Annotated in this window: 27 protein-coding genes and 1 tRNA gene; 13 read left to right on the forward strand and 15 right to left on the reverse strand. The window is 51.1% G+C overall.

From position 1 onward, the window contains the following. Positions 1-38 precede the first annotated feature (38 nt). From C3D30_RS16705 to hyaA, 6 genes are read right to left on the reverse strand one after another with little or no spacing between them, the layout of a single operon-like run. Positions 39-896, reverse strand: coding sequence for a hydrogenase expression/formation protein (locus C3D30_RS16705; RefSeq protein ID WP_105287148.1), 858 nt, complete (start codon positions 894-896; stop codon positions 39-41). Then, positions 893-1,291, reverse strand: a complete 399-nt coding sequence (gene hyaE / locus C3D30_RS16710) for a hydrogenase-1 operon protein HyaE (RefSeq protein WP_105287149.1) — start codon at positions 1,289-1,291, stop codon at positions 893-895. Before hyaE ends, C3D30_RS16705 begins: the two co-directional genes overlap by 4 nt. After that, on the reverse strand, positions 1,288-1,875 hold the full coding sequence (hyaD, locus tag C3D30_RS16715; RefSeq protein ID WP_105284922.1) for a hydrogenase 1 maturation protease: 588 nt from the start codon (positions 1,873-1,875) through the stop codon (positions 1,288-1,290). The genes hyaE and hyaD overlap by 4 nt, the downstream gene beginning before the upstream one ends. Then, positions 1,872-2,582, reverse strand: coding sequence for a Ni/Fe-hydrogenase b-type cytochrome subunit (hyaC, locus tag C3D30_RS16720; protein WP_105287150.1), 711 nt, complete (start codon positions 2,580-2,582; stop codon positions 1,872-1,874). The genes hyaD and hyaC overlap by 4 nt, the downstream gene beginning before the upstream one ends. Before the next feature lie 18 nt (positions 2,583-2,600). After that, the gene (hyaB, locus tag C3D30_RS16725) at positions 2,601-4,394 is read right to left on the reverse strand and encodes a Ni/Fe-hydrogenase large subunit (RefSeq protein WP_105287151.1); all 1,794 of its coding nucleotides are present in this window, start codon (positions 4,392-4,394) and stop codon (positions 2,601-2,603) included. After that, positions 4,391-5,509, reverse strand: coding sequence for a hydrogenase 1 small subunit (hyaA, locus tag C3D30_RS16730; protein WP_010344442.1), 1,119 nt, complete (start codon positions 5,507-5,509; stop codon positions 4,391-4,393). Before hyaA ends, hyaB begins: the two co-directional genes overlap by 4 nt. Positions 5,510-5,914: 405 nt before the next feature. On the opposite strand from hyaA, the gene C3D30_RS16740 reads away from it, so the two are divergent. From C3D30_RS16740 to tusE, 3 genes are all read left to right on the forward strand, one after another. Continuing rightward, positions 5,915-6,002, forward strand: a tRNA-Ser gene (locus tag C3D30_RS16740). 206 nt (positions 6,003-6,208) lie between these two features. Continuing rightward, positions 6,209-6,868 (forward strand): FtsH protease modulator YccA, encoded by a 660-nt coding sequence (gene yccA / locus C3D30_RS16745; RefSeq protein WP_000375136.1) that lies wholly within the window; start codon positions 6,209-6,211, stop codon positions 6,866-6,868. Between the two features lie 91 nt (positions 6,869-6,959). Beyond that, entirely contained in the window at positions 6,960-7,289 is a 330-nt protein-coding gene (gene tusE, locus C3D30_RS16750; protein ID WP_000904443.1) for a sulfurtransferase TusE, read from the forward strand. Here tusE and yccX read toward each other — a convergent pair. Continuing rightward, the gene (gene yccX, locus C3D30_RS16755) at positions 7,286-7,564 is read right to left on the reverse strand and encodes an acylphosphatase (RefSeq protein WP_000048236.1); all 279 of its coding nucleotides are present in this window, start codon (positions 7,562-7,564) and stop codon (positions 7,286-7,288) included. The genes tusE and yccX overlap by 4 nt on opposite strands. A 93-nt stretch (positions 7,565-7,657) precedes the next feature. Here yccX and rlmI point away from each other — a divergent pair, with 93 nt between their 5' ends. Both rlmI and hspQ read left to right on the forward strand, forming a co-directional pair. After that, positions 7,658-8,848 carry a 23S rRNA (cytosine(1962)-C(5))-methyltransferase RlmI gene (gene rlmI, locus C3D30_RS16760; RefSeq protein ID WP_000116312.1) on the forward strand — a complete coding sequence of 397 codons (1,191 nt, stop codon included), beginning with the start codon at positions 7,658-7,660 and terminating at the stop codon, positions 8,846-8,848. Between the two features lie 57 nt (positions 8,849-8,905). Continuing rightward, entirely contained in the window at positions 8,906-9,223 is a 318-nt protein-coding gene (gene hspQ, locus C3D30_RS16765) for a heat shock protein HspQ (protein ID WP_001295356.1), read from the forward strand. Between the two features lie 44 nt (positions 9,224-9,267). Here the strand turns inward: hspQ and C3D30_RS16770 are convergent, their stop codons facing one another. Then, positions 9,268-9,681 carry a CoA-binding protein gene (locus tag C3D30_RS16770; RefSeq protein WP_010348869.1) on the reverse strand — a complete coding sequence of 138 codons (414 nt, stop codon included), beginning with the start codon at positions 9,679-9,681 and terminating at the stop codon, positions 9,268-9,270. A gap of 172 nt (positions 9,682-9,853) precedes the next feature. Here C3D30_RS16770 and C3D30_RS16775 point away from each other — a divergent pair, with 172 nt between their 5' ends. Together C3D30_RS16775 and mgsA are read left to right on the forward strand one after the other, a co-directional pair. Then, positions 9,854-10,516, forward strand: a complete 663-nt coding sequence (locus C3D30_RS16775; protein WP_000847775.1) for a DUF2057 family protein — start codon at positions 9,854-9,856, stop codon at positions 10,514-10,516. Positions 10,517-10,611: 95 nt separating this feature from the next. Further along, entirely contained in the window at positions 10,612-11,070 is a 459-nt protein-coding gene (mgsA, locus tag C3D30_RS16780; RefSeq protein WP_000424179.1) for a methylglyoxal synthase, read from the forward strand. A 31-nt stretch (positions 11,071-11,101) separates the two neighbouring features. Here mgsA and helD read toward each other — a convergent pair whose 3' ends face one another. Beyond that, positions 11,102-13,156, reverse strand: a complete 2,055-nt coding sequence (gene helD / locus C3D30_RS16785; RefSeq protein WP_105287152.1) for a DNA helicase IV — start codon at positions 13,154-13,156, stop codon at positions 11,102-11,104. Positions 13,157-13,278: 122 nt separating this feature from the next. Here helD and C3D30_RS16790 point away from each other — a divergent pair, with 122 nt between their 5' ends. Both C3D30_RS16790 and yccS read left to right on the forward strand, forming a co-directional pair. Next, positions 13,279-13,725: a YccF domain-containing protein gene (locus C3D30_RS16790; RefSeq protein WP_001261238.1), complete on the forward strand. Its 447-nt coding sequence runs from the start codon at positions 13,279-13,281 to the stop codon at positions 13,723-13,725. Positions 13,726-13,734: 9 nt separating this feature from the next. After that, positions 13,735-15,897 (forward strand): YccS family putative transporter, encoded by a 2,163-nt coding sequence (gene yccS / locus C3D30_RS16795; RefSeq protein ID WP_123058532.1) that lies wholly within the window; start codon positions 13,735-13,737, stop codon positions 15,895-15,897. Here the strand turns inward: yccS and sxy are convergent. Continuing rightward, the gene (gene sxy, locus C3D30_RS16800; RefSeq protein ID WP_000839140.1) at positions 15,860-16,489 is read right to left on the reverse strand and encodes a CRP-S regulon transcriptional coactivator Sxy; all 630 of its coding nucleotides are present in this window, start codon (positions 16,487-16,489) and stop codon (positions 15,860-15,862) included. The two genes, yccS and sxy, sit on opposite strands and share 38 nt — an antisense overlap. Positions 16,490-16,706: 217 nt before the next feature. Here sxy and sulA point away from each other — a divergent pair, with 217 nt between their 5' ends. Together sulA and ompA are read left to right on the forward strand one after the other, a co-directional pair. Further along, complete coding sequence (gene sulA / locus C3D30_RS16805; RefSeq protein WP_000288696.1) at positions 16,707-17,216, forward strand: SOS-induced cell division inhibitor SulA; 510 nt, start codon at positions 16,707-16,709, stop codon at positions 17,214-17,216. 355 nt (positions 17,217-17,571) lie between these two features. Beyond that, positions 17,572-18,624 (forward strand): porin OmpA, encoded by a 1,053-nt coding sequence (ompA, locus tag C3D30_RS16815; protein WP_016158018.1) that lies wholly within the window; start codon positions 17,572-17,574, stop codon positions 18,622-18,624. A 75-nt stretch (positions 18,625-18,699) separates the two neighbouring features. Here the strand turns inward: ompA and matP are convergent, their stop codons facing one another. Then, complete coding sequence (gene matP / locus C3D30_RS16820; protein WP_000877169.1) at positions 18,700-19,152, reverse strand: macrodomain Ter protein MatP; 453 nt, start codon at positions 19,150-19,152, stop codon at positions 18,700-18,702. 185 nt (positions 19,153-19,337) lie between these two features. Between matP and C3D30_RS16825 the strand changes: the two genes are divergently transcribed. After that, positions 19,338-21,098, forward strand: a complete 1,761-nt coding sequence (locus C3D30_RS16825) for an AAA family ATPase (protein ID WP_105287153.1) — start codon at positions 19,338-19,340, stop codon at positions 21,096-21,098. 68 nt (positions 21,099-21,166) lie between these two features. Further along, positions 21,167-21,685 carry a bifunctional 3-hydroxydecanoyl-ACP dehydratase/trans-2-decenoyl-ACP isomerase gene (fabA, locus tag C3D30_RS16830; RefSeq protein ID WP_000227927.1) on the forward strand — a complete coding sequence of 173 codons (519 nt, stop codon included), beginning with the start codon at positions 21,167-21,169 and terminating at the stop codon, positions 21,683-21,685. A gap of 68 nt (positions 21,686-21,753) precedes the next feature. On the opposite strand, the gene rmf is transcribed toward fabA, so the two are convergent. From rmf to pqiA, 4 genes are all read right to left on the reverse strand, one after another. Further along, positions 21,754-21,921 (reverse strand): ribosome modulation factor, encoded by a 168-nt coding sequence (rmf, locus tag C3D30_RS16835; RefSeq protein ID WP_000828648.1) that lies wholly within the window; start codon positions 21,919-21,921, stop codon positions 21,754-21,756. A gap of 255 nt (positions 21,922-22,176) precedes the next feature. After that, positions 22,177-22,740 (reverse strand): membrane integrity-associated transporter subunit PqiC, encoded by a 564-nt coding sequence (pqiC, locus tag C3D30_RS16840; RefSeq protein WP_000759127.1) that lies wholly within the window; start codon positions 22,738-22,740, stop codon positions 22,177-22,179. Next, complete coding sequence (pqiB, locus tag C3D30_RS16845) at positions 22,737-24,377, reverse strand: intermembrane transport protein PqiB (protein WP_000445526.1); 1,641 nt, start codon at positions 24,375-24,377, stop codon at positions 22,737-22,739. Before pqiB ends, pqiC begins: the two co-directional genes overlap by 4 nt. Positions 24,378-24,381: 4 nt before the next feature. Further along, positions 24,382-25,635 (reverse strand): membrane integrity-associated transporter subunit PqiA, encoded by a 1,254-nt coding sequence (pqiA, locus tag C3D30_RS16850; protein ID WP_000333155.1) that lies wholly within the window; start codon positions 25,633-25,635, stop codon positions 24,382-24,384. Positions 25,636-25,637: the final 2 nt, after the last annotated feature.

Consider the following 25,637-nt stretch of genomic DNA (forward strand, 5'->3'; position numbering starts at 1 on the left):
GATATTCATAAGACTGAAAGCGACATTTGCCGCCGTTTTCACTGTTGCTCGTTTTCCACCAGCCACTGGCACACCTCGCCCAACTGCTGCGCAGAATCCGCCAAATCTTCCGGCGCTGCCAGCACAACTTCCGGTATAGGGCAGATTTCATAACTCTCAAGCAGCGGGCCTTTTAGGGTGTCCGTGCAGCGTAAATGCCAGACATGGCGTAACCCGGTGGCGTTGATATAGCTCTCGCCATAGCCAATAGTGCGAATCTGAATATTCCCCGCCCCGCAAAGGCGCGAGAGAAAAAGTCGGTCAGCCTCGCTGATGGGCAATTGCGTCAGGTTAATACTGTGCGGCTGCGTGTCAGGGTTACGCACATGCGCCAGCAATTCATGAGCCAACGGCAGTCCGTTCATCAGGCCATCAACAGGCGGCGGTAACAGCGAATCTGTCGGCAAGACGTTTTGCGTTGCCGCCTGCCACAACGGCAGCGGCGCGCAGCCCACCTCCAGTTTGTCCACCAGCAACTGTTCGCCGCGACGTCTGCGCACTCGCCATAATCCGCAGAAGATCGCCTCCTGAATTTCACTTTCACTGCCATCAACATGTTGGATGCGAACTGACACTTCCCCTTCCCCGAGAAGCGTATTGATAAAGTGGCGATCGTAAGCGTTGAGATTGAACAGATCGACTGCCAGCACCTCGCCCAAAGGGGGGATACGTTGACTTAGCTGTTGTTGCAGTTCGTTTAACAGCACAATCACCTGCGGGCTATGTGCACACTGTTCCAGTGCCGCCATGCTCGGTTCATCATTCACCTGGCAGGTGATCGGCAGCGGATTCATACTGAAACTGTCGTCGTCAGGTTGCGTTACTGGCCCCAGCAAATGGAAAAAAGTGTCACTCATGAGGCTCGCTCCTGTTGCGGTTCGACAAGCCCACGCATCAGGTTTATCAGCTCCGCCCACGGGTGAATACCATTCAGCACGCCGCGATAGCTACCGCCAGTAAACACCAGTGTGGCGGGAAAGCGAAAAACACCAAAGCGATCGCCGATGGCTTCGCTTTGCTCAAGGTCAGCAATCGCTACCTGCCATGTATAATCGGGAAACTCGCGCAATAATTCGCCAATCATTACCGGATTATCGCTGACCTCTGGCGTGCGTTTCGGATCGCTGCTTAATAACACCACGCCGTCTGGCGCTTGCGTAAGCCAGTCATCAAGGCTGGATTCTGTGACAGGTGTCCATCCACGCGCCAGCATACGCTGCCACAACGCATTAAAAGGAGAGTCATTGATCATCCCTGCTCCTCCAGCGTCATCCGGTACTGGCGTAAGCGAACGCCTTCATAATTTTCCATCGACAGACAGTCATAGTTGAGACAGCGTGATTCCTCTGCCAGATGCGGCACTATTCCCCACTCAGCCAGTTGCGCCAGCGCCAACTGTTCTGCTGCTGGCAGTTGTTCACACGCCAGCTCGCTCAGGCTGCCGCCGTAGTCGTCGAGCATTGCCGGTTGCAGCCCGACCAGGGCGATTTGTGCAGGCAAATGCCCACGAATATCCGCCAGCGCCAGCACTTCGGAGAAACTGTTCTGGTGCAGACTCATTTTCTTCGCGCTGAGGTATGCCGGAATGCGCTCTCCGGCATACGTCCGTAGCGTTCCTGGCTCCAGCCCATAATCAATGGCATCGAGGATCAACAAGTGGCTGGCGCTTTCAACGTAGCCCAGCAAATTCAGCCCCTGAGTGCCGCCATCGACAATCTCCACGTTTTCGGGCCAGTGATAATGGGCATATAGCCGTTCCGCCACCCGCACGCCGAAACCTTCATCGGCCCACAGCAGGTTGCCCAGCCCCATCACCACCACGCGCTGCTCGCTCATGAACGCTCCTTGTTGCTTTTGACTTTAAAAAACTTGTGGCTGCGGTAGCCGTTCACCATCGTGGAGATCACCGTGTCGTCGGACATAATGTCTTCACGCAGCGCCATATAGACATGACCGATCACAAAAGCGCCAATCAACCACATGCCCAACCGATGCCAGCTGTGAATGTCCAGCGAGTTGCCACCCGTCCAGTAGAAAAATTCCACCACGTAACGAAACGGTGTGAAGATAGCGTACTGACTGTGTTCGCTGAACAGCGCAAAACCGGTGACGATCATAAAGACAGACATCAGGAAATAGCCGAACATCGCCGCCTGGGCGATGGGGTTATGACCAATATCGGCACTCGGGCGTTTTGCCAGAAACAGATACCAGCGGATTTCATACCACACGCCCAGCCACCAGCTTTTACGCCATACCGGTACGATGAAAAGCTCGCGTGAATAGCGATTACCAACGAACGCCCAGTAAATCCGCATCAGCAATATCACGGTAAAAATCATGCCTGCGCTGAAGTGAATTAACCTGATGTAGCCCATATAGAACAGATACGTCGCCTCGCCGCTGACCGAAGGCAGCGGCTTGCCGATAAAGTAACCGGTGACCATCAACACCGCCATGCATAACACCGTCAGCCAGTGCCATATCCGCACAGGTGCTTCAAAGACATAATGGCTGACAACGTTGTCGCTTTTCTGTTGCATGATGATTCTCCTTCGCTGTTAACGCACCTGCACGGAGATAAGCTCGCTACCGTCGTCGCCCAGCACGTGTGTTGAACAGGCGAGGCACGGGTCAAAGCTGTGCAGAGTACGAAGGATCTCCAGCGGTTGCTCGGGGATCGCCATTTTGGTGTTCATCAGCGCCGCTTCATAAGCGCCAATCTGCCCTTTGGGATCGCGCGGGCTGGCGTTCCAGGTGGTCGGCACCACGCACTGGTAGAGATCAATCTTGCCATCGCGAATGGCGGCCCAGTGACCTAACGCCCCGCGCGGTGCTTCGGTAAAACCGACGCCACGGCACTCTTTCGGCCAGGTCGCAGGCTCCCATTTTTCGGTAGAGGCAGTGGCAAGATTGCCGTTTTTCAGGTTGGTCATCAGCTTGTCGAAGAAATATTGCAACTTGCCTGCGGCCCACTGCGCTTCGTGTGCGCGGCACAAAATGCGGCCCAACGTTGACTGGATACCGGAAAGCGGCAGGTTCAGCGCCGACATCATACGATCGATCGACTCAACGGTCGCTGCATCGCCTTTGTGATAAGCGATCAATGTGCGTGCCAGCGGCCCTACTTCCATCGCGTTACCGCGCCAGCGTGGCGCTTTGATCCACGAGTAACGTTCCTGTTCATTCAGTTGCTGAATGTTGGTATCGCTGCCTTTGACATCGCCAGGGTTGTACCACGGGTCGGTGATGCCATCGAACGGATGACGCCCGACCTGATCGTTGGGATAACGATACCAGGCGTGATCGACAAACTCCTGCACCTGCTGCGGATCAACCAAATCCACTGGCAGCACATTGTTGAAGTCGCCGTTAATCACCGCGCCGCCAGGCATCAGCAGACTTTTCTCGCCAAAGTCGTTGGCAATATCCGGGAATGCGCCGTAGCTGAGGACACATTTATCAGAAAGACCAGTGCCGATTTCGCTCCACGGTTTGTTGAACTGACCGATGGCTAAGGCGTCGGGGATCATCACGTTGTTAATGAAATCCGCCGTGCGGGTGATAATCGACTGCACCAGGTTCAGGCGTTCCATATTGACCGCCCCGACCGCGCCGCTTTCGTCAATGTTAATGGCGCACGGCATCCCGCCGACAATCCAGTTCGGATGTGGGTTTTTACCACCAAAAACGGCGTGAATTTTGACGATCTCCCGTTGGAAATCGAGGGCTTCCAGATAATGAGCAAAGCCCATCAGGTTGGCTTCCGGCGGCAGTTTGTACTGCGGGTGCCCCCAGTAGCCGTTGCGGAAAATCCCCAACTGCCCGCCTTCAACAAATTTCTTCAGTCGGTTTTGTACGTCGAAGAAATAGCCAGGGGATGATTTCGGCCACGAGGAGAGGCTTTGCGCCAGTTCTGACGTTTTCCGTGGGTCGGCTTTCAGCGCATCTAACACATCTATCCAGTCCATCCCGGCGAGCTGATAGAAGTGGACCAGATGGTCGTGGCACCAGAGGGTCGCCAGCATAATGTTGCGGATGATATTGGCGTTGTCCGGCACTTTAATGCCGATGGCATCCTCAATTGCATAGACCGAAGCCAGAGCATGTACGCCAGTGCAGACGCCGCAGATACGTTCAACGAACGCCCACGCATCGCGCGGATCGCGGCCTTGCAGGATGATCTCCAGCCCGCGAAACATAGTGCCGCAGGAAACTGCATTGGTAATCACATTCTGATCGTTAATATTCACTTCGCAGCGCATATGACCTTCGATGCGCGTAATCGGATCGACCACCAGGCGACGTCCGGCATTATTGATGGTATATCCCTGAGTTTCGTACTGAGTGCTCATGCCTGTTTATCCTCGTTGCCCGGCTGTTGTTCGGCTTCTGCAAGTTGCTGGTTATGACGTCTGCGCTGGTCAACGGCGCTGGCGACTGCATGTACACCAACAGCCGCTGCCACGACGCCAAGTGCGGTTAAACCGACGGTATCGGCGGTGGAGTGGGTGCCCATTTGCGGAATATCGACCACGCGACTGTAAAACGAACCGCGATCCCAGAAGCCATTTTCAGAACAGCCCAGGCAGCCGTGACCAGACTGAATCGGGAAGGAGACCCCATCATTCCAGCGGGTAGAGGAACAGGCGTTATAAGTGGTTGGCCCTTTGCAGCCCATTTTGTACAGGCAGTAACCTTTGCGCGCGGCGTCATCATCCCAACTCTGCACGAACTCTCCGGCATCAAAGTGGGCGCGGCGATAACATTTATCGTGGATTCGCTGACCATAGAACATTAGCGGACGCCCCATTCTGTCGACATCCGGCAGGCGATCAAACGTCACCATGTAGGTAATGATGGCGCTCATCACATCCGGGATCGGTGGGCAGCCAGGTACTTTGATAATAGGTTTGTCGGTAATAACTTTGTCGATGGGTGTTGCCTGCGTAGGATTGGGCCGCGCGGCCTGCACGCAACCCCAGGAAGCGCAGGTTCCCCAGGCGATAATCGCACTGGCTCCGGCGGCGGCACGTTTGAGTTTCTCAATAAACGGTCGACCGCTACTGATACAGAACATCCCCTGCTCGCCCAGCGGCGGGTTACCTTCTACTGCGAGGATATATTTGCCGTTGTATTGCGTGATGATGTCTTCAAAGACTTCCTCTGCCTGAGTGCCTGCGGCAGCCATCAGAGTATCGTCGTAGTCGAGAGAAATAAGGGAAAGAATGACATCCTTCGCCAGCGGATGAGCAGAACGGATAAAAGATTCGGTACAGCAGGTGCATTCAAGACCGTGGATCCACACCACTGGAATGCGGGGTTTATTCTCCAGCGCCCAGGCAATCTTTGGTGCCATCCCCGCGCCTAATCCCAGCGACGTGGCAGCCAGACTGCAATATTTAAGAAAACTTCGCCGGGTAACCCCCTGACGTCGCATAGCCTGGTAAAAGGTTTCCTCGTTATTCATATAGCACGTCTCTTCTCCTTGCGACACCGGCTGGAGTGCCGGGCGCTTTTGGTCGGCAAGCGACGTCCCTGGAGCAAGGCAAACCATCGCTTCACGAGAGAGACAGAAAACGAAAGCTCATCCTTCTGCACTGGCGCACGTCGCCAGAAAGTATTGTTAATAAAGCGTAGTGAAACTTTTGCACAAAACAATACAGAGTGTGTGGATTTATCTTTTAACGATAAAAATGAACCTTATTTTCCTTAAGGTTTGCCGCAGGAAGGTTATGAAGCGATTTTTATGGCGATGGAATGCGCAAATTGCTGTTATTTCACGCAATCAACACGATTTTGTCTGTTTTTCAGGCAAACAAACACATTGGGGGTTTACACGACGCATCGGGATGTTTATAGTTCGCGTCATTCCGGAAGTGTGGCCGAGCGGTTGAAGGCACCGGTCTTGAAAACCGGCGACCCGAAAGGGTTCCAGAGTTCGAATCTCTGCGCTTCCGCCAAATAAGATAAGGGGTTAGCTAAATGCTAACCCCTTTTTCTTTTACCTGTCAAAATCGCCATGCCGTTATGCCATCCCAATGACTTAATCTGTCTTTGCTAAATCTGTTCCAGATCAAATGCGTAAAGATGGGTAAAACCTCTGGGTAGCTTTCGGCAATATCATTATGCTGCTTTATTAATTACACCTGTCATAGAGAGTGACTCCATGGATCGTATAGTTAGTTCTTCACATGACCGTACATCGCTACTTAGCACCCATAAGGTGCTGCGTAATACCTATTTCTTGCTGAGCCTGACGCTGGCCTTTTCGGCGATTACCGCAACGGCCAGTACAGTTCTGATGCTGCCATCTCCGGGTCTGATTCTGACGCTGGTGGGGATGTATGGTTTAATGTTCCTGACCTATAAAACGGCGAATAAGCCGACCGGGATTATCTCCGCGTTCGCCTTTACCGGTTTTCTCGGTTATATCCTCGGACCAATTCTGAACACTTACCTGTCTGCCGGAATGGGCGACGTAATCGCTATGGCGCTGGGCGGCACAGCATTAGTGTTCTTCTGCTGCTCTGCGTATGTGCTGACTACCCGCAAAGACATGTCTTTCCTCGGCGGTATGCTGATGGCAGGTATTGTGGTGGTATTGATTGGAATGGTAGCGAATATCTTCCTGCAGCTACCTGCTCTGCATCTGGCAATCAGTGCGGTATTCATTCTGATCTCTTCTGGCGCGATTCTGTTTGAAACCAGCAACATCATTCATGGCGGTGAAACGAACTACATTCGTGCCACGGTTAGCCTGTATGTGTCGCTGTACAACATCTTCGTTAGCCTGTTGAGCATTCTGGGCTTCGCCAGCCGCGATTAATCTCGCCCTATGCCACTTACAGAGCCTCGCTTTATGCGGGGCTTTGTTTTTTGTTACACTGCCGCCAGTCTGATTAAGGTAGTAAAAAATTATGCTGATCTTCGAAGGTAAAGAGATAGAAACGGATACCGAAGGCTATCTCAAAGAAAGCAGCCAGTGGAGTGAACCGCTGGCGGTGGTGATTGCAGAGAACGAAGGAATTACGCTGTCGCCAGAACACTGGGAAGTGGTGCGTTTTGTGCGTGATTTCTATCTGGAATTCAATACTTCTCCAGCGATTCGTATGCTGGTAAAAGCGATGGCGAATAAGTTTGGCGAAGAAAAAGGTAACAGCCGCTATTTATACCGACTGTTCCCCAAAGGCCCGGCAAAGCAAGCCACCAAAATTGCTGGCCTGCCAAAACCAGTAAAATGTATTTAACGGATACGAAAATCAGTTAATTCCCCCGAGGGATGATGCGGCTCGCTAAGTACCCGTTCCACACGCGCAGAACGCGGGCCGCCACTCTTTAACCACTGCATTAATTTTTCCACCTGTCCTTCTTCACCACACGCGACCACTTCCACGCTGCCATCGTCAAGGTTTTTGGCATAGCCGGTTAATCCCAGTTTTTTCGCTTCATACTGCGTGGTATAGCGAAAGCCTACCCCCTGAACTCGCCCATAGACCCAGGCAATTATGCATACTTTCGACATTACCGCTCTCCTTATCCTTATAGCTGCGTTGCAAATCCATGGAAAACTCCGGACAATGGCGCCCATTTCTTTGCATCGACAGAATAGTAAATTATGAGTGTACGTTTAGTGTTAGCCAAAGGGCGCGAAAAATCATTACTTCGTCGCCATCCGTGGGTCTTTTCCGGAGCCGTTGCCCGTATGGAAGGTAAAGCCAGCCTCGGTGAAACCATCGATATTGTTGATCATCAGGGAAAATGGTTAGCACGCGGCGCTTATTCGCCGGCTTCGCAAATCCGTGCTCGCGTCTGGACTTTCGATCCCTCGGAATCCATCGACATTGCCTTTTTCACCCGACGCTTACAACAGGCGCAAAAGTGGCGCGACTGGCTGGCGAAAAAAGATGGCCTCGATAGCTATCGTTTAATTGCCGGTGAGTCTGATGGACTGCCAGGTATAACTATCGATCGTTTCGGTAATTTTCTGGTGCTGCAACTGCTGAGTGCTGGCGCAGAATATCAGCGGGCGGCATTGATCAGCGCCCTGCAAACGCTGTACCCGGAATGTGCGATTTACGATCGCAGCGACGTCGCAGTACGTAAAAAAGAAGGAATGGAGCTGACCCAGGGGCCAGTCACTGGCGAACTGCCACCAGCCCTGCTGCCGATTGAAGAACACGGCATGAAACTGCTGGTGGACATTCAACACGGACACAAAACAGGCTACTACCTGGATCAGCGCGACAGCCGACTGGCAACGCGCCGCTACGTTGAAAATAAACGCGTACTGAACTGTTTCTCCTATACCGGTGGTTTCGCGGTATCGGCATTAATGGGCGGTTGCAGCCAGGTTGTCAGCGTTGATACCTCCCAGGAAGCACTGGATATTGCACGGCAGAACGTTGAGCTGAACAAACTGGATCTGAGCAAAGCAGAGTTCGTGCGTGATGACGTCTTTAAATTGCTGCGTACTTATCGCGATCGTGGGGAGAAATTTGACGTTATCGTAATGGACCCGCCGAAGTTTGTTGAGAACAAAAGCCAGTTGATGGGCGCATGTCGTGGCTATAAAGACATCAACATGCTGGCGATTCAGTTGCTGAATGAGGGCGGTGTTCTCCTGACTTTCTCCTGTTCAGGCCTGATGACCAGCGATTTATTTCAGAAAATCATCGCTGATGCCGCAATAGATGCCGGTCGTGATATACAATTTATAGAGCAGTTCCGTCAGGCAGCCGATCATCCGGTGATCGCTACCTACCCGGAAGGGCTATATCTGAAAGGGTTTGCCTGTCGCGTCATGTAACTTGAAATGTGGAATTTTACCCTTATATCAAAGGTGAAGATTTCCCGGGAGGTGACTATGATTGCCAGCAAATTCGGTATCGGCCAGCAGGTCCGCCATTCCCTGTTAGGTTATCTCGGAGTGGTCGTGGATATCGACCCGGTTTATTCGCTCTCTGAACCGTCGCCTGATGAGCTGGCGGTGAACGATGAGCTTCGCGCCGCTCCGTGGTATCACGTGGTGATGGAGGATGACAACGGCCTACCGGTTCATACCTACCTGGCTGAAGCCCAGCTAAGTAGCGAATTGCAGGATGAACATCCTGAACAGCCATCTATGGATGAGCTGGCGCAGACCATCCGCAAACAACTCCAGGCGCCGCGTCTGCGTAACTAATCCCCATACAAATACCCGGAAGGCAAAAACCTTCCGGGTATTTTTTATTTAGCCAGCCCCAGGCGAGGGATCTCAATTGCCGGACAGCGATCCATAACTACCTGTAACCCGGCATCACGTGCCAGTACTGCCGCTTGCTCATTAATCACTCCTAGCTGCATCCATAAGGTTTTTGCCCCAATGGCGATAGCTTCCTGCGCCACGCCCCACGCGGCTTCTGAATTACGGAAAACATCGACCATATCGACTTTTTCCGGAACTTCTGCCAACGTGCCGTAGCCCTGCTGACCCAGCAGCGTTTTACCGGCGACTTTAGGTGAGACCGGGATGACGTGATAGCCCTGATCAAGCAAGTATTTCATCACGCGATAACTTGGACGGTCGGGTTTATCACTTGCCCCTACCAGCGCAATGGTATGAGTGGACGTTAAAATGGCTGCAATATCGGTCTCTTTCATCATTTCCTCCAGACTATTTATCAAAGTGTACGACAATCCCAACATACCAACCATGCAGCTAATACGAATGAATGAGAGCAAAAGCGGAAAACATGTCTATATGTTAGTAAGTATGATTAAAGAAAAATTTTGATACATTATTATTCAGGCGGTCATTAGACAGGAGCTATCTATGAAAACCGGCATTTTGACCACCTTGATTGCATTATGTTTGCCGGTATCCGTTTTTGCCACCACGCTACGGCTGTCCAGCGATATTGATCTTCTGGTACTCGACGGCAAGAAGGTTTCAAGCTCTTTGCTGCGCGGTGCGGACAGCATTGAACTGGATAATGGACCGCATCAGTTAGTGTTTCGCGTCGAGAAAACTATCCATCTTTCCAGTAGTGAAGAACGGCTTTATATCTCCCCGCCGCTGGTGGTGAGTTTTAATACCCAGCTCATTAGCCAGGTGAACTTTCGCCTGCCACGCCTGGAGAATGAACGGGAAGCCAATCATTTCGACACAACGCCGCGCCTTGAATTGTTAGATGGCGATGCGACGCCGATTCCGGTAAAGCTGGATATTCTGGCTATTACTTCAACCGCAAAAACGATTGATTATGAAGTCGAGGTCGAGCGTTATAACAAATCCGCGAAACGCGCTTCTCTACCGCAATTTGCCACCATGATGGCAGATGACAGTACACTGCTTTCTGGTGTTTCCGAACTGGATGCTATTCCGCCACAGTCCCAGGTGCTCACTGAACAACGGCTGAAGTATTGGTTTAAACTGGCAGATCCGCAAACGCGCAATAACTTCCTGCAATGGGCGGAAAAACAACCATCTTCCTGAGATTTTTGTGCCTGTGCGCAGGCTTTTTCGGTCTTTATCTTGCAGCGATAAGTGCTTACAGTAATCTGTAGGAAAGTTAACTATGGATGTAAATTATGGAACTGACGACTCGCACTTTACCAGCGCGGAAACATATTGCGCTGGTGGCACACGATCACTGTAAACAAATGCTCATGAGCTGGGTGGAACGGCATCAACCATTACTGGAACAGCACGAACTTTATGCAACGGGCACCACGGGTAACTTAATTTCCCGCGCTACCGGTATGAATGTTAACGCCATGTTGAGCGGCCCAATGGGCGGTGACCAGCAGGTGGGCGCATTGATTTCGGAAGGGAAAATTGATGTGCTGATTTTCTTCTGGGATCCACTAAATGCCGTGCCGCACGATCCTGATGTGAAAGCGTTGCTGCGTCTGGCGACGGTGTGGAACATTCCGGTCGCCACCAACGTGGCAACGGCTGATTTCATTATCCAGTCGCCGCATTTCAACGACGCGGTAGATATCCTGATCCCCGATTATCAGCGTTATCTCGCGGATCGCCTGAAATAATATTGCACAGGTGGCAAACGCCACCTGTTTCTTACGGTTTTCTCGCCACCGGCACATCCAGATTTTTCAATATTTCCACAAAGGGTGAAGGATTGTTTTTGTTGAACAGCGCCCATACCCGATGTCGTGCGCGGGTCAACGCAACGTACATTAACCGTCGTTCTTCGGCGTCCGGGAAATCCTCGGCCGGTGGCAGTAGCGCCTCTTCCATAATCGACTCACGTGCCACGGCCGGGAAGCCATCACTCCCCTCCTGCAAGCCAACAATAATCACGTAATCCGCCTGTTGCCCTTTGCTGGCATGAATAGTCATAAAATCGATTTGCAACTTCGGCCAGCGCGTTGCCGCTTTTTCCAGGCTGGCGGGCTTCATGTGGTGGTAACGCGCCAGAACCAGGATGCGCTCTTCCGGTTTAGCGTAACCAGAGAGCTTATCCAGCAACGCATCAAGCTGGCTCTCATCCAATAACGTGACGGCCTTTTTATCGCCAGCGATTAAACTATTTAGCGGCTTTTTCAACTGGCTCGGGTTCTGCTGAATAAACCGATTAGCCACCTCACCGATACGACTGTTAAAACGGTAAGTCGTGTCTAAATCACAGCGATCGCCGTCACCAAAGTTTTCATGGAAAGCCGTGGTGAGCGACATTTGTGCACCGCTGAAGCGATAAATCGCCTGCCAGTCATCGCCAACGGCAAACAACGTCGTCTGACTGTTTTGCTTGCGTAATGCCGCTAACAACGCTGCGCGCTGCGGCGAGATATCCTGAAACTCATCAACCAGAATATGTTTCCACGGGCTGATAAAGCGACCTTTCTCAAGGAGAGCAATCGCCTGATGAATAAGGCCAGAAAAATCGACGGCGTTTTCTGCTTTCAGCGCACCTTTCCAGGCTTTCAGCAACGGAGCCATTAACTTGATTCGTTTGCTGAACAGATCACGGATTTCTTCGGGCGTGCTGGCAATCATTTCTGCCTGTGCACCGCCGTGCATCCGCATCAGACTTACCCAGCGATCGAGGCGAGAGGCAAGACGACGCTGTAATTTTTCATCATCCCAGAAGTTACCTTCTGGCACTGACCACTGCATTTCTTCCGTCAGCCATTGCCGCCAGCCCTTCGCCTGCGCTTTCTTCTCGCTGCATTGCTTGCGCCACTCAGCAATAAAGAGTTCATGCCGGGAAGCGGTGTCATTTTCCAGTTTGCTGACTGTGGGTACTTTTTTGCTACATTGCTGAATAATATGCAGCGCCAGTGAATGAAACGTGCGTGCGGTAATGTCTTCGGTATGCAGCCGTTCGCGAATACGCTCGTCCATCTCTTCAGCGGCTTTGCGACCAAACGCCAGCAATAAAATTTGCTCAGGGGACGCTTCACCACGCGCCAGCAACCAGCCTGCACGCGCTACCAGCACCGACGTTTTACCGCTTCCTGCGCCTGCCAGCACTAACAGGGAATGTTCGCCATTAACGACTGCCCGAGCCTGTGCCGGATTAAGTGGTGAAGATTCAACCTGACGGAAAAAATCCGCATACTCGTTAAGCATGGCTTCGGTATACGCCTGATTATGCTGCAACCGAGCGCCTTCAATATCTTTCAACCAGGCCTGACATTTGCGCCACGCCTCACGGCAGTTATCGAATTCTTCCAGTCGATTGACCGGCAACGGCAACGCCGACAAAGCCTGGCGGATTTGTTGCTGCACGCCAGAAGTTTGCTCCCGCGTCAGCCATTTATTATCGTTGGTGCGCGCGGCAATAAGATCCAATTGCTGCTGTAATACACCAGCCGCAATTTCGCTCATCTCTTCGCTCCAGCGCCGCCAGAGAGCATCAAGATGACGGTGAAAACGCTGCGTCTCACCCCATTCGGTGCCGTGCAGACGCACGACTTTTTCATCAGAAAGTACAAATTCCAGCTCACCCCATACCAGACCGCGTTTACAGTGAATCGCCAGTAATTGATTGAAAGGAATGAGATATTCGTGACGATCGCCGGAGACTTTTATCCCGGCATTGAGGATCACCGCCCGATCGTAAGGGTGCTGTGCCAGACGTTTGCCAAGAGTTGTCGCTTTCAGTTCCATGACTCTGTAGATCCACACGATGTTATTTCTTATCAGTGTAACCGTCAGAGAAAACGTGCTCCAGCCCAAAAAAACGTTACAATTGCCGCCCATTACTGAAAACCACAGTAAAGCGAGGTTTTATGCGTACCGTTTTGAACATTCTGAACTTTGTGCTTGGCGGATTTGCCACCACTCTGGGCTGGCTGTTGGCGACCCTGGTCAGTATTGTGCTGATTTTTACCTTACCGCTGACACGATCCTGCTGGGAGATCACCAAACTGTCTCTGGTGCCTTATGGCAATGAGGCCATTCATGTCGATGAACTGAATCCGGCAGGTAAAAATGTGCTGCTGAATACTGGCGGTACGGTACTGAATATTTTCTGGCTGATTTTCTTTGGCTGGTGGTTATGCCTGATGCACATTGCGACAGGTATCGCACAATGCATTTCCATCATTGGCATTCCAGTTGGCATTGCAAACTTTAAAATTGCCGCTATTGCACTGTGGCCGGTCGGTCGCCGCGTAGTTTCTGTGGAAACAGCTCGTGCTGCGCGTGAAGCCAATGCGCGACGTCGTTTTGAATAATCTAACATTATGGCTTTTATGCTAAGTCCTTTGCTCAAACGCTATACCTGGAACAGCGCCTGGCTGTATTACGCGCGTATTTTTATTGCGCTTTGTGGTACTACTGCATTTCCGTGGTGGCTGGGTGATGTAAAACTGACGATTCCGCTGACCCTGGGGATGGTGGCAGCGGCGCTGACCGATCTCGACGACCGACTGGCTGGGCGTCTGCGTAACCTTATCATTACGCTATTCTGCTTTTTTATCGCCTCGGCCTCGGTAGAATTGCTGTTTCCCTGGCCCTGGCTGTTTGCCATTGGCTTAACGCTCTCCACCAGCGGTTTCATTTTGCTCGGCGGTCTGGGTCAACGCTATGCAACAATCGCTTTTGGCGCGTTGCTGATCGCTATCTACACCATGCTGGGAACGTCTCTGTATGAGCACTGGTATCAGCAGCCGATGTATCTGCTTGCCGGTGCCGTCTGGTACAACGTCCTGACGCTTATCGGTCACCTACTGTTCCCTGTCCGCCCATTGCAGGACAATCTGGCGCGTTGCTATGAACAACTGGCGCGTTATCTGGAACTGAAATCACGCATGTTCGATCCTGATATAGAGTATGAAAGCCAGGCACCGCTGTACGATTTGGCTCTCGCCAACGGGCAACTGATGGCGACACTGAATCAGACGAAACTCTCGTTGCTGACTCGCTTACGCGGCGATCGTGGTCAGCGGGGAACACGTCGCACATTGCATTACTACTTTGTGGCGCAGGATATCCACGAGCGTGCCAGCTCTTCCCATATTCAGTATCAAACGTTGCGGGAACATTTTCGCCACAGTGACGTGCTGTTCCGTTTCCAGCGACTGATGTCAATGCAGGGACAGGCCTGCCAGCAACTGTCACGCTGTATTTTGCTGCGTCAGCCTTATCAACACGATCCACATTTTGATCGCGCTTTTACGCATATTGATGCTGCGCTGGAGCGAATGCGCGATAACGGCGCACCCGCCGATTTACTCAAAACACTGGGATTTTTGCTGAACAATTTACGCGCCATTGATGCCCAACTGGCAACAATTGAATCAGAACAGGCTCAGGCGCTGCCCCATAATAATGACGAAAATGAACTCGCAGATGACAGCCCGCACGGGTTGAGCGATATCTGGCTGCGTCTTAGCCGTCACTTCACGCCGGAATCCGCCCTCTTCCGTCATGCGGTAAGAATGTCACTGGTCTTGTGCTTCGGCTACGCCATCATTCAGATAACCGGGATGCATCACGGGTATTGGATCTTGCTGACAAGTTTATTTGTCTGCCAGCCAAACTATAACGCCACGCGCCACCGCCTGAAGTTAAGGATTATTGGTACGCTGGTGGGTATTGCGATTGGCATTCCTGTGCTGTGGTTTGTGCCGTCACTGGAAGGGCAACTGGTGCTGCTGGTCATTACCGGTGTTCTCTTTTTTGCCTTCCGTAACGTGCAATACGCTCATGCAACAATGTTCATTACGCTTCTGGTGCTACTGTGCTTTAACTTGCTGGGTGAAGGTTTTGAAGTGGCATTGCCTCGCGTAATCGATACGCTGATCGGATGTGCCATTGCATGGGCTGCGGTAAGTTACATCTGGCCAGACTGGCGGTTTCGTAATCTGCCCCGAATGCTTGAGCGCGCAACCGATGCTAACTGCCGTTATCTCGATGCTATTCTCGAACAATACCACCAGGGGCGCGATAACCGTCTGGCATATCGTATTGCTCGTCGCGATGCGCACAATCGTGATGCAGAGCTGGCGTCGGTGGTGTCGAATATGTCCAGCGAACCGAATGTCACACCGCAAATTCGCGAGGACGCGTTCCGGTTACTGTGCCTTAACCATACGTTTACCAGTTACATTTCTGCCCTCGGCGCACACCGTGAGCAGTTAACTAACCCTGAAATTCTGGCGTTTCTTGATGACGCAGTCTGCTATGTGGATGACGCGCTACATCATCAACCAGCCGATGAAGAACGCGTCAATCAGGCATTAGCTGACCTGAAACAACAGATGCAGCAACTTGAACCACGGGCAGACAGCAAAGAACCTCTGGTTGTACAGCAAGTCGGATTATTGATTGCATTACTACCAGAAATTGGTCGTCTGCAGCGCAGAATTACTCAAGTTCCGCAGGAAACTCCTGTTTCGGCGTAATTGAATCTGCCCATTCTGCAAGCTCCTGGCGGCGTGCCACCGGGAGCGCAGCTTCATGAATACCGAGAATTGCGCCTTCAAGCATAAATAAGATTTTTTCTGTCACCAGACTGTTCTGTTGCCGCAGTCGCAACCAACACATTTTCGCCCCAAGAATACGTAACGCCCGTACATCCTTAATCCCCACTTCCCCAAGAATAGCCTCAAGATGGTAAGACATATTGGGTAAATCTTTCAGCCGTTGCCGGATATTGCGCGTACTTTTCTCTTTAAGCGCAGCGTCCAGAGAATATTTCGACAGGCGCACCAGCTTTTGTTGATTTCGCCATAGGCTTTCATCGACCCGGTAGTAATTGAGGGTAACAAACCGCCCACACTTTTTATATGTCAGCCATACTGGCGGATGTTTTACACAGTATTGTGCACTTTGTTCACAAGCCCGAAGATACAACTCGCCATCAGAAACCATTGCAAATACCGTGTCATCAACGGTCAGACTGTAACTACCAAACAATGATCGGTATTCAATAGTGCCCAGCGTAGCCAGGTATTCTTGTGACTTATAGATCCGCTTATAAGAGAGGCTTTTCATAAAATTCCTTTTAAAATCATAATATAAAAGAATGATTCACATTAACGGATCCGTTAAATACGAAAATAGGCAACTTATTATCAAGGGGCAAGATTAATTTAAGTTTTCAGGTCACCAACGACAAAATTTGCGAGGCTCTTTCCGAAATTAGGGTTGATCTTTGTTGCCACCGGATGTACTGTATATTCATACAGTAACTCACAGGGCTGGATTGATTATGTACACTTCAGGCTATGCACATCGTTCTTCGTTGTTCTCATCCGCAGCAAACAAAATTGCGCGTGTCTCCACGGAAAACACAACAGCCGGGCTAATTAGTGAAGTTGTCTATCGCGAAGATCAGCCCATGATGACGCAACTGCTGCTTTTGCCATTGTTGCAGCAACTCGGCCAGCAATCACGTTGGCAACTATGGTTAACACCAAAACAAAAACTGAGTCGTGAATGGGTTCAGGCCGCTGGACTACCTTTAACGAAAGTGATGCAGATAAACCAGCTTTCCCCTTGCCATACAGTGGAATCAATGGTTCGCGCTTTACGCACGGGAAATTACAGCGTGGTGATCGGTTGGTTAACAGATGATCTGACAGAAGAAGAACATGCAGAGCTTGTGGATGCCGCTAATGAAGGTAACGCAATGGGGTTTATTATGCGTCCAGTGAGCACATCCTCTCACGCCACGAGACAACTTTCCGGGGTAAAGATTCACTCTAATTTGTATCATTAAGTAAATTTAGGATTAATCCTGGAACTTTTTTTATCGCCCGTCTGACGATTTCACTCATGGCTAACTTTCCCTGCGGAGGCTTGTCTGAAGCGGTTTCCGCGATTTTATGCTGTAAAGTGTCGTTAACAAAAAAGGTTAAACGCGCCTTATACAAATCTTTTTTTTCATATGCCTGACGGAGTTCACACTTGTAAGTTTTCAACTACGTTGTAGACTTTACATCGCCAGGGGTGCTCGGCATAAGCCGAAGATATCGGTAGAGTTAATATTGAGCAGATCCCCGGTGAAGGATTTAACCGTGTTATCTCGTTGGAGATATTCATGGCGTATTTTGGATGATAACGAGGCGCAAAAAATGAAAAAGACAGCTATCGCGATTGCAGTGGCACTGGCTGGTTTCGCTACCGTAGCGCAGGCCGCTCCGAAAGATAACACCTGGTACACTGGTGCTAAACTGGGCTGGTCCCAGTACCATGACACTGGTTTCATTCCTAACAATGGTCCGACCCACGAAAACCAACTGGGTGCAGGTGCTTTTGGTGGTTACCAGGTTAACCCGTATGTTGGCTTTGAAATGGGTTACGACTGGTTAGGTCGTATGCCGTACAAAGGCGACAACATCAATGGCGCATACAAAGCTCAGGGCGTTCAGCTGACCGCTAAACTGGGTTACCCAATCACTGACGATCTGGACATCTACACTCGTCTGGGTGGTATGGTATGGCGTGCAGACACCAAGGCTAACGTACCTGGTGGCGCATCCTTTAAAGACCACGACACCGGCGTTTCCCCGGTATTCGCAGGTGGTGTTGAGTACGCGATCACTCCTGAAATCGCTACCCGTCTGGAATACCAGTGGACCAACAACATCGGTGACGCACACACCATCGGTACTCGTCCGGACAACGGTCTGCTGAGCCTGGGTGTTTCCTACCGTTTCGGTCAGGGCGAAGCAGCTCCGGTAGTTGCTCCGGCTCCGGCTCCGGCTCCAGAAGTACAGACCAAGCACTTCACTCTGAAGTCTGACGTTCTGTTCAACTTCAACAAAGCAACCCTGAAACCGGAAGGTCAGGCTGCTCTGGATCAGCTGTACAGCCAGCTGAGCAACCTGGATCCGAAAGACGGTTCCGTAGTTGTTCTGGGTTACACTGACCGCATCGGTTCTGATGCTTACAACCAGGGTCTGTCCGAGCGTCGTGCTCAGTCCGTCGTTGATTACCTGATCTCTAAAGGTATCCCGTCTGACAAGATCTCCGCACGTGGTATGGGCGAATCCAACCCGGTTACCGGCAACACCTGTGACAACGTGAAACAACGCGCTGCACTGATTGACTGCCTGGCTCCGGATCGTCGCGTAGAGATCGAAGTTAAAGGCATCAAAGACGTTGTAACTCAGCCGCAGGCTTAAGTTCTCGTCTGGTAAAAAACCCCGCTTCATGCGGGGTTTTTTTTCGTCTTCAGTAAAGTAAATAACCCTGGCAAGTTATTCCTTACCCAGTAAGGCCTGCAAATCCTGCTTCAAAGAAGACATTTTATTTGCATATTTCTCTTTGTTTTCCGCATCTTCAATCAGCTGGACAATCGTTTCGGAAAGTGTTTTACCGCGCCGCTGTGCAAGACCTGCCAGCCGTTGCCAGACAATAAATTCCAGATCGATTGATTTCTTACGCGTGTACTGATGTTCCGCATTAAAATGGCGTTTCCGTCTGGCCCGAATTGTCTGCTTCATGCGATTGACCAGCTCGGGATTCATATGCTTGTCAATCCAGCCATTTACCAGCACGGGTTCATTTTCCAGCGATAGCAACACGTCAACGGCTTCCTGGGCGGCACTGGCTTCTACGTAACGGGTAATTAACTCCCCTTCACGGTGTTTCTTCACCAGATACTTCCATTTCCAACCGCTTTCCAGATTTTCAAGTTGTTGATATTTCATAGCGATCTCAATGTTACCGTGTAACTCTTTACAGAATATCAGTTTTTTAACTGTGTGATGAAAAGAATCTCCATCCTGTGAGCTTTCGCGCGCACGACAGGTCTTTTGTCATCGCTTTCCACGTGTGCTGAAGTGCCGGTTACGGTATAATCGCATCTTTGACAACAGACTAAAAAACATCAACTTTGACCATTACGAAACTTGCATGGCGTGACTTAGTGCCTGATACCGAAAGCTATCAGGAAGTATTTGCACAGCCACATTTGATTGACGAAAACGATCCTTTATTCAGTGATACTCAACCGCGACTGCAATTTGCGCTGGAACAGCTACTGCATACGCGAGCATCCTCCTCTTTTATGCTGGCAAAGGCCCCGAATGAGTCTGAGTATCTGAATCTTATTGCCGATGCCGCACGTGCGCTACAAAGCGATGCAGGCCAACTGGTGGGCGGTCATTATGAGATTTCCGGCCACACCATTCGCTTACGTAACGCAGTTAGCGCAGATGATAATTTTGCGACTTTAACGCAGGTTGTCGCTGCCGACTGGGTAGAAGCAGAACAACTCTTTGGCTGCCTGCGCCAGTTTAATGGCGACATTACCTTGCAGCCAGGCCTGGTGCATCAGGCAAATGGCGGTATTCTCATCATCTCTTTGCGTACTCTGCTGGCGCAACCTCTGCTGTGGATGCGGCTGAAAAATATCGTTAACCGCGAATATTTTGACTGGGTAGCGTTTGATGAGTCGCGTCCTCTCCCTGTCTCCGTTCCTGCAATGCCACTGAAGCTGAAAGTCGTTCTGGTCGGCGAACGCGAATCATTGGCCGATTTCCAGGAGATGGAGCCAGAACTCTCTGAGCAGGCTATTTATAGTGAATTTGAAGATACCCTTCAGATTATCGACGCCGAGTCAGTAAGCCAGTGGTGTCGCTGGGTGACATTCACCGCCAGACATAACCACTTGCCTGCGCCGGGAACTGATGCCTGGCCGGTACTTATCCGCGAAGCCGTCCGCTACACCGGTGAACAAGAAACGCTGCCGCTTAGCCCGCAGTGGATCCTCCGCCAGTGTAAAGAAGTCGCTTCCTTGTGCGATGGCGATACCTTCTCCGGCGAGCAGCTAAACTTAATGCTACAGCAGCGTGAATGGCGCGAAGGTTTCCTCGCCGAACGGATGCAGGATGAGATCCTTCAGGAGCAGATCCTGATTGAAACCGAAGGCGAACGCATCGGGCAAATTAACGCCCTTTCGGTCATCGAATTTCCGGGCCATCCGCGCGCTTTTGGCGAACCTTCTCGCATTAGCTGCGTTGTGCATATAGGTGATGGCGAGTTTACCGATATCGAACGCAAAGCCGAGCTTGGCGGCAATATACACGCTAAAGGGATGATGATCATGCAGGCGTTCCTGATGTCGGAGCTTCAGCTTGAGCAACAGATCCCTTTCTCAGCATCGCTAACTTTTGAGCAGTCATACAGTGAAGTGGACGGCGATAGTGCCTCGATGGCTGAACTCTGCGCCCTGATAAGCGCCCTTGCCGATGTGCCGGTGAATCAGAGTATCGCTATTACGGGTTCAGTCGATCAGTTCGGTCGCGCCCAACCGGTCGGTGGTTTGAATGAGAAAATCGAAGGCTTCTTTGCGATTTGCCAGCAACGTGAGTTAACGGGGAAACAAGGTGTCATTATCCCTACCTCTAACGTTCGCCATTTAAGTCTTCACAGTGAACTTGTGAAAGCGGTAGAGGAAGGCAAATTCACCATCTGGGCAGTAGACGATGTGACTGACGCACTGCCGTTATTATTAAATCTTGTGTGGGATGGCGAAGGCCAGACAACGCTGATGCAAACTATCCAGGAACGTATTGCGCAAGCATCGCAACAGGAAGGACGTCACCGTTTTCCATGGCCATTACGTTGGCTGAACTGGTTTATTCCGAACTGATCGGACTTGTTCAGCGTACACGTGTTAGCTATCCTGCGTGCTTCACTAAAATAAGGCTTACAGAGAACATGGTAGATAAACGCGAATCCTATACAAAAGAAGACCTTCTTGCCTCTGGTCGCGGAGAACTGTTTGGCGCTAAAGGCCCGCAATTGCCAGCACCAAACATGCTGATGATGGATCGAGTGGTCAAAATGACCGAGACTGGCGGTAACTTCGACAAAGGCTATGTCGAAGCAGAACTGGATATCAATCCAGACCTATGGTTCTTCGGCTGCCACTTCATCGGCGATCCGGTAATGCCGGGATGTCTGGGTCTGGATGCGATGTGGCAGCTGGTAGGGTTCTACCTTGGCTGGCTGGGCGGCGAAGGTAAAGGCCGCGCACTGGGTGTAGGCGAAGTGAAGTTCACTGGTCAGGTTCTACCTACCGCGAAAAAAGTGACCTACCGTATTCACTTTAAACGCATTGTTAACCGTCGCTTGATCATGGGTCTGGCAGACGGCGAAGTGCTGGTAGATGGTCGTCTAATCTATACCGCCAGCGACCTGAAAGTCGGTCTGTTCCAGGATACTTCTGCATTCTGATTTAAATCAGGCTACATATTAAAGGCGAAACCTCCGCATTGCGGAGGTTTCTTTTTAAAGAGACAGAATCAGGCCATTACTACCCTGTCCGCCATGGCTTCTCGCCAGCCTCCCAGCCATTGTGACCTTTGATTCAGCGTCTGATAGGGACACATTTCTTTTGAGCGTCCGGCGATGCCGGCCTGATAACCACGTTGATGTGCCCGTTCCAGGCGATCTCGTTTTTGTCTCTTCATGCCTCGTTTCCCTCATACTGGTTTCTGGTGGAAAAGAAAACAGTGATTACTAAATGTGCAATCACAGTTAAGCAATACCGCGAATCATAACTGCCGTCAATGCGCAAAATTCACGCCACTGTCATATTTGTGAGCCATACAGGCATGTTGGTTGTACAAAAAATGTGAAGCGGAACAAGTTTTTCTCGATGGATTAAACAAAAAAACCGCCTCAGGCTACATGCCGGAGACGGTTATATTTACAAATATTTATAATTAAGGTAGACGCTTTATCTCTTGCGCAATAGCAGTGGCTTCCTGACTCCAGACACTGGCCAGCACTTTGACCATTTCATCGTAGCCATCCTGATTTTGCACCCCTTCCAGACGGAACGGTCGTTTGATCAATTGTCCCTGGTGGTTCAACAGCCACTCGCCACTGACAATGACCTTGCCATCATAGCGACCGTTAAACTCCGTTACGGTTACGTTGAGCGTGTCCTGGGCGCTTCCCAGAGGCTGGGAGGCAACCACCCAACCGGGGAGCTGCGTACTCAGATTAGCAACCAGGGTGTTGCGCAACTGTTGATCCAGCGGGCTGGCCCACAGGTTGTTATTGGCAATCACATACTTCACATCACTGGTCTGATAAACCACCCCATTCCCCGCCAGATAATCTGGAACAACGACTTGCTCTACCCATAACAGGCGATTGCCCTGGCTGGCGGTACTTTGCGTACCGCTCTGCACAACAGGTAACTGGTAATAGTTTTTATTGATCTCGCCGGAGCTGCATCCGGCCAGCCACAGTGCCGCAATCGTCACTAGCCACTTTTTCATTGTTTCGCCCTCTTCGGCTCTGGATCTTTTTTGTCCTTCGCTTCAAATACCAGCGCGTTACTCTTCTCATTAAGCGTTTTCAGCACCGGTTGCAGTTCACGCAACACCTGATCAAGCCGCTGCATATCCGCCACCATCTTGTTGTAGGCTGCGGAGCCAGGCTGGAAGCCCTGCATACTGCGATTCAGCTCACGCAACGTTGACTGCATATCCGTGGGCAACTGCTGCATCGACTGGCTGGCGAGTATCTTGTTCATGCTATCCAGCGTCGCTTGCAGGTTTTTCATCGTGCGCTGGCTTTCAGACAGCGTACTGGTCGCCTGCTCAATCATCGGATTCAACGGCAGCTTGTTGATCTTATCTAATGCTTCCATCAGACGTTGCTGGATTTGCGCCAGACCGCCGCTAACGGTCGGGATAATCTGATAACCATTAAATTCACGAATACCGGTTATTGCTGGCGTATTTGGATAGAAATCGAGATCAACATAGAGCGCGCCAGTGACCAGATTTCCGGTCTTCAGCGATCCGCGTAAACCACGTTTCAACAACTCTCCAAGGTGCTTAACGACATCCGCATTTTCGCCAAGCTGCATTTTCAGCCGTTCCGGTTCAATGCGAATAAGTACCGGAATACGGTAATCATCATTAAATGTCTGACGCATATTCGGCGCAAAGAAAGGTACTTTACTTACTGTACCCAGGCGAATACCCCGGAATTCTACCGGAGCGCCAGGCTGCAAGCCTCGTACCGAATCTTTAAAGAACATCAGATAGTCAATGTGATCGGTGTATAGCGAATCCTGAATGCTCTTCTGGTCGTCATACAAAACGAATGCGGTTTTCGGCGCAACAGGCTGCCCTAAATCCAGACCTTCCGGCACGTCAAAGCTGACGCCGCCGCTGAGTAGCGTTGTCAACGAGCCCATCTCTACGCGCATTCCCGCTGACGTCAGATCAACCGCAATGCCACTATCTTTCCAGAAGCGAACATTGCCGGTCACCAACCGGTCATAAGGCGCATTGATGAACAGTTGATAGCTGATATTGCGTTTTTGCGTATCGAAGGTGCTGGTTTCAACCGAACCTACCCGATAGCCACGGAACAGCACCGGATCTCCCGGCGAGAGTTGTCCGGCTTTTTTGCTATCAAGAATCACACGAATACCTTTCGCATCAGGCGGTGCCAGCGGTGGCGAATCGAGCAAATCATAACTTGCCTGTTTGCTGCCTTTCGCCCCCGGTTGCAGTTCGATATACACACCGGAAAGCAGTGTGCCCAGGCCACTAATACCTTCTCGACCTATCTGCGGTTTTACCACCCAGAAGACGGTATCTTTATGCAGCAGCTTCTCCATACCGGCATTCAGGCGCGCTTTGATTTCAACGTGCGTCAAATCATCGGCTAGCGTTGCGCTCTCGACCACGCCGACGTCAACACTACGGCTTTTAATGGTAGTCTTGCCGCCCTCAATCCCTTCCGCATTCGCGGTGATCAGGGTAACTTCCGGCCCCTGATGACTGTAATGATAAAAAAGAACCCACGCCCCTATAAGCGCCGTGACGATAGGAAATATCCACACGGGAGACCAGTTCTTCACTTTCTGGATTTTGGCTTCCCCATTATTAGATTCCATACTGTCAGGACTCCTCATGCACTGATTCAGGTTGACGATCCCACGACAAGCGTGGATCAAACGTCATCGCAGAAAACATTGTCATTATGACGACTAAAGCAAACATTAACGCACCCATTGCCGGATAAATACTCATTAAACCTCCCATACGCACCAGCGCCGAGAGCACCGCAATCACGAAAACGTCAATCATCGACCAGCGGCCTACAAACTCAACAACTTCATAAATTAAATGCATTCTTTCGCTGTCACGCTTGCCGTGCCCTTTGGCATCCCAGCACAACCATGCGATGGCGATCATCTTTAACGTTGGCACCATGATACTGGCTAAAAAGATAACCGCAGCAACAGGGTAAGAACCTTCACTCCACAACAGGATGACCCCGGCGAGAATCGTCGACGGCATCTTCGAACCTAATAAATCGGTCACCATGATGGGTAATAGATTAGCCGGGAGATACAGCATGATGGACGTAACAAGCAGCGCCAGCGTCCATTGCAGGCTATTTCTGCGCCGAACGTATCCTTTCGTGCCGCAACGCGGGCACACCGTTTCATCGGCGGGAAGGATCGCCGTACAGCAAGAGCAAGAGCGCAATCCTTGTCGGATACCCGTAATGCCCGGTTTTAACGGCTTAAGTAGTTCTGGCATCGGCGCAATATCATCCCACAACCAGCGACGATCAACGCACTGGAAGGCGCGCAGTTGCAGCACACAAAATAAACACCAGGGGAGAAAACTGCTGCCCACACCAATACTGCCGTAGGCCATCAGTTTGACGAAACTGACCAGCACACCCGCGAGGAAAATCTCTGCCATTCCCCAGGTTTTGAGTTGAAAGAGCACCCGTGCCAGTTGCTCTTTCAGACGTACCGGTAATTCGGCGCGATTCACCAGAAGCAGAATGGTAATCAGGCAAAATGCAGGAACCAGTTGCACAAACAACAAGAAAAAAGTGCCGAGGCTGGCGTAGTCCTCAGAAAACAGCACGCCCGGAATTTCCAGTAATGTAATTTCACTGGTAACTCCTGCGACGTTCATATTCACAAAAGGGAATAAGTTGGACAGCAACAGCATGAACAGTGCGGCCAACGCATAGGCGGTAGGACGCTGCCGGGGCGCGTCCCACGCAACGGTTAACGTTGTGCCACACCGAGGACATGCCGCTTTCTGACCATGCTCAAGGTGGGGTAATGCCACCAGCATGTCACACTGCGAGCATAAGATATGCTTCGCGGCATGATGATGTTCGCACATTG

Origin of the sequence: Escherichia sp. MOD1-EC5433, assembly GCF_002966005.1 — a bacterium.
Classification (GTDB): domain Bacteria; phylum Pseudomonadota; class Gammaproteobacteria; order Enterobacterales; family Enterobacteriaceae; genus Escherichia; species Escherichia ruysiae.

What these genes read in the sequence shown, in the direction of transcription:
- pqiC (WP_000759127.1), bottom strand. Translation starts at nt 22,740, where the DNA reads ATGAAAAAGTGGCTAGTGACGATTGCGGCACTGTGGCTGGCCGGATGC.
- matP (WP_000877169.1), bottom strand. Translation starts at nt 19,152, where the DNA reads ATGAAATATCAACAACTTGAAAATCTGGAAAGCGGTTGGAAATGGAAG.
- C3D30_RS16790 (WP_001261238.1), top strand. Translation starts at nt 13,279, where the DNA reads ATGCGTACCGTTTTGAACATTCTGAACTTTGTGCTTGGCGGATTTGCC.
- yccS (WP_123058532.1), top strand. Translation starts at nt 13,735, where the DNA reads ATGGCTTTTATGCTAAGTCCTTTGCTCAAACGCTATACCTGGAACAGC.
- sxy (WP_000839140.1), bottom strand. Translation starts at nt 16,489, where the DNA reads ATGAAAAGCCTCTCTTATAAGCGGATCTATAAGTCACAAGAATACCTG.
- C3D30_RS16775 (WP_000847775.1), top strand. Translation starts at nt 9,854, where the DNA reads ATGAAAACCGGCATTTTGACCACCTTGATTGCATTATGTTTGCCGGTA.
- sulA (WP_000288696.1), top strand. Translation starts at nt 16,707, where the DNA reads ATGTACACTTCAGGCTATGCACATCGTTCTTCGTTGTTCTCATCCGCA.
- ompA (WP_016158018.1), top strand. Translation starts at nt 17,572, where the DNA reads ATGAAAAAGACAGCTATCGCGATTGCAGTGGCACTGGCTGGTTTCGCT.
- hyaA (WP_010344442.1), bottom strand. Translation starts at nt 5,509, where the DNA reads ATGAATAACGAGGAAACCTTTTACCAGGCTATGCGACGTCAGGGGGTT.
- pqiA (WP_000333155.1), bottom strand. Translation starts at nt 25,635, where the DNA reads ATGTGCGAACATCATCATGCCGCGAAGCATATCTTATGCTCGCAGTGT.
- helD (WP_105287152.1), bottom strand. Translation starts at nt 13,156, where the DNA reads ATGGAACTGAAAGCGACAACTCTTGGCAAACGTCTGGCACAGCACCCT.
- fabA (WP_000227927.1), top strand. Translation starts at nt 21,167, where the DNA reads ATGGTAGATAAACGCGAATCCTATACAAAAGAAGACCTTCTTGCCTCT.
- rmf (WP_000828648.1), bottom strand. Translation starts at nt 21,921, where the DNA reads ATGAAGAGACAAAAACGAGATCGCCTGGAACGGGCACATCAACGTGGT.
- yccA (WP_000375136.1), top strand. Translation starts at nt 6,209, where the DNA reads ATGGATCGTATAGTTAGTTCTTCACATGACCGTACATCGCTACTTAGC.
- mgsA (WP_000424179.1), top strand. Translation starts at nt 10,612, where the DNA reads ATGGAACTGACGACTCGCACTTTACCAGCGCGGAAACATATTGCGCTG.
- C3D30_RS16705 (WP_105287148.1), bottom strand. Translation starts at nt 896, where the DNA reads ATGAGTGACACTTTTTTCCATTTGCTGGGGCCAGTAACGCAACCTGAC.
- C3D30_RS16770 (WP_010348869.1), bottom strand. Translation starts at nt 9,681, where the DNA reads ATGAAAGAGACCGATATTGCAGCCATTTTAACGTCCACTCATACCATT.
- pqiB (WP_000445526.1), bottom strand. Translation starts at nt 24,377, where the DNA reads ATGGAATCTAATAATGGGGAAGCCAAAATCCAGAAAGTGAAGAACTGG.
- hyaE (WP_105287149.1), bottom strand. Translation starts at nt 1,291, where the DNA reads ATGATCAATGACTCTCCTTTTAATGCGTTGTGGCAGCGTATGCTGGCG.
- rlmI (WP_000116312.1), top strand. Translation starts at nt 7,658, where the DNA reads ATGAGTGTACGTTTAGTGTTAGCCAAAGGGCGCGAAAAATCATTACTT.
- yccX (WP_000048236.1), bottom strand. Translation starts at nt 7,564, where the DNA reads ATGTCGAAAGTATGCATAATTGCCTGGGTCTATGGGCGAGTTCAGGGG.
- hyaD (WP_105284922.1), bottom strand. Translation starts at nt 1,875, where the DNA reads ATGAGCGAGCAGCGCGTGGTGGTGATGGGGCTGGGCAACCTGCTGTGG.
- hyaC (WP_105287150.1), bottom strand. Translation starts at nt 2,582, where the DNA reads ATGCAACAGAAAAGCGACAACGTTGTCAGCCATTATGTCTTTGAAGCA.
- hspQ (WP_001295356.1), top strand. Translation starts at nt 8,906, where the DNA reads ATGATTGCCAGCAAATTCGGTATCGGCCAGCAGGTCCGCCATTCCCTG.
- tusE (WP_000904443.1), top strand. Translation starts at nt 6,960, where the DNA reads ATGCTGATCTTCGAAGGTAAAGAGATAGAAACGGATACCGAAGGCTAT.
- hyaB (WP_105287151.1), bottom strand. Translation starts at nt 4,394, where the DNA reads ATGAGCACTCAGTACGAAACTCAGGGATATACCATCAATAATGCCGGA.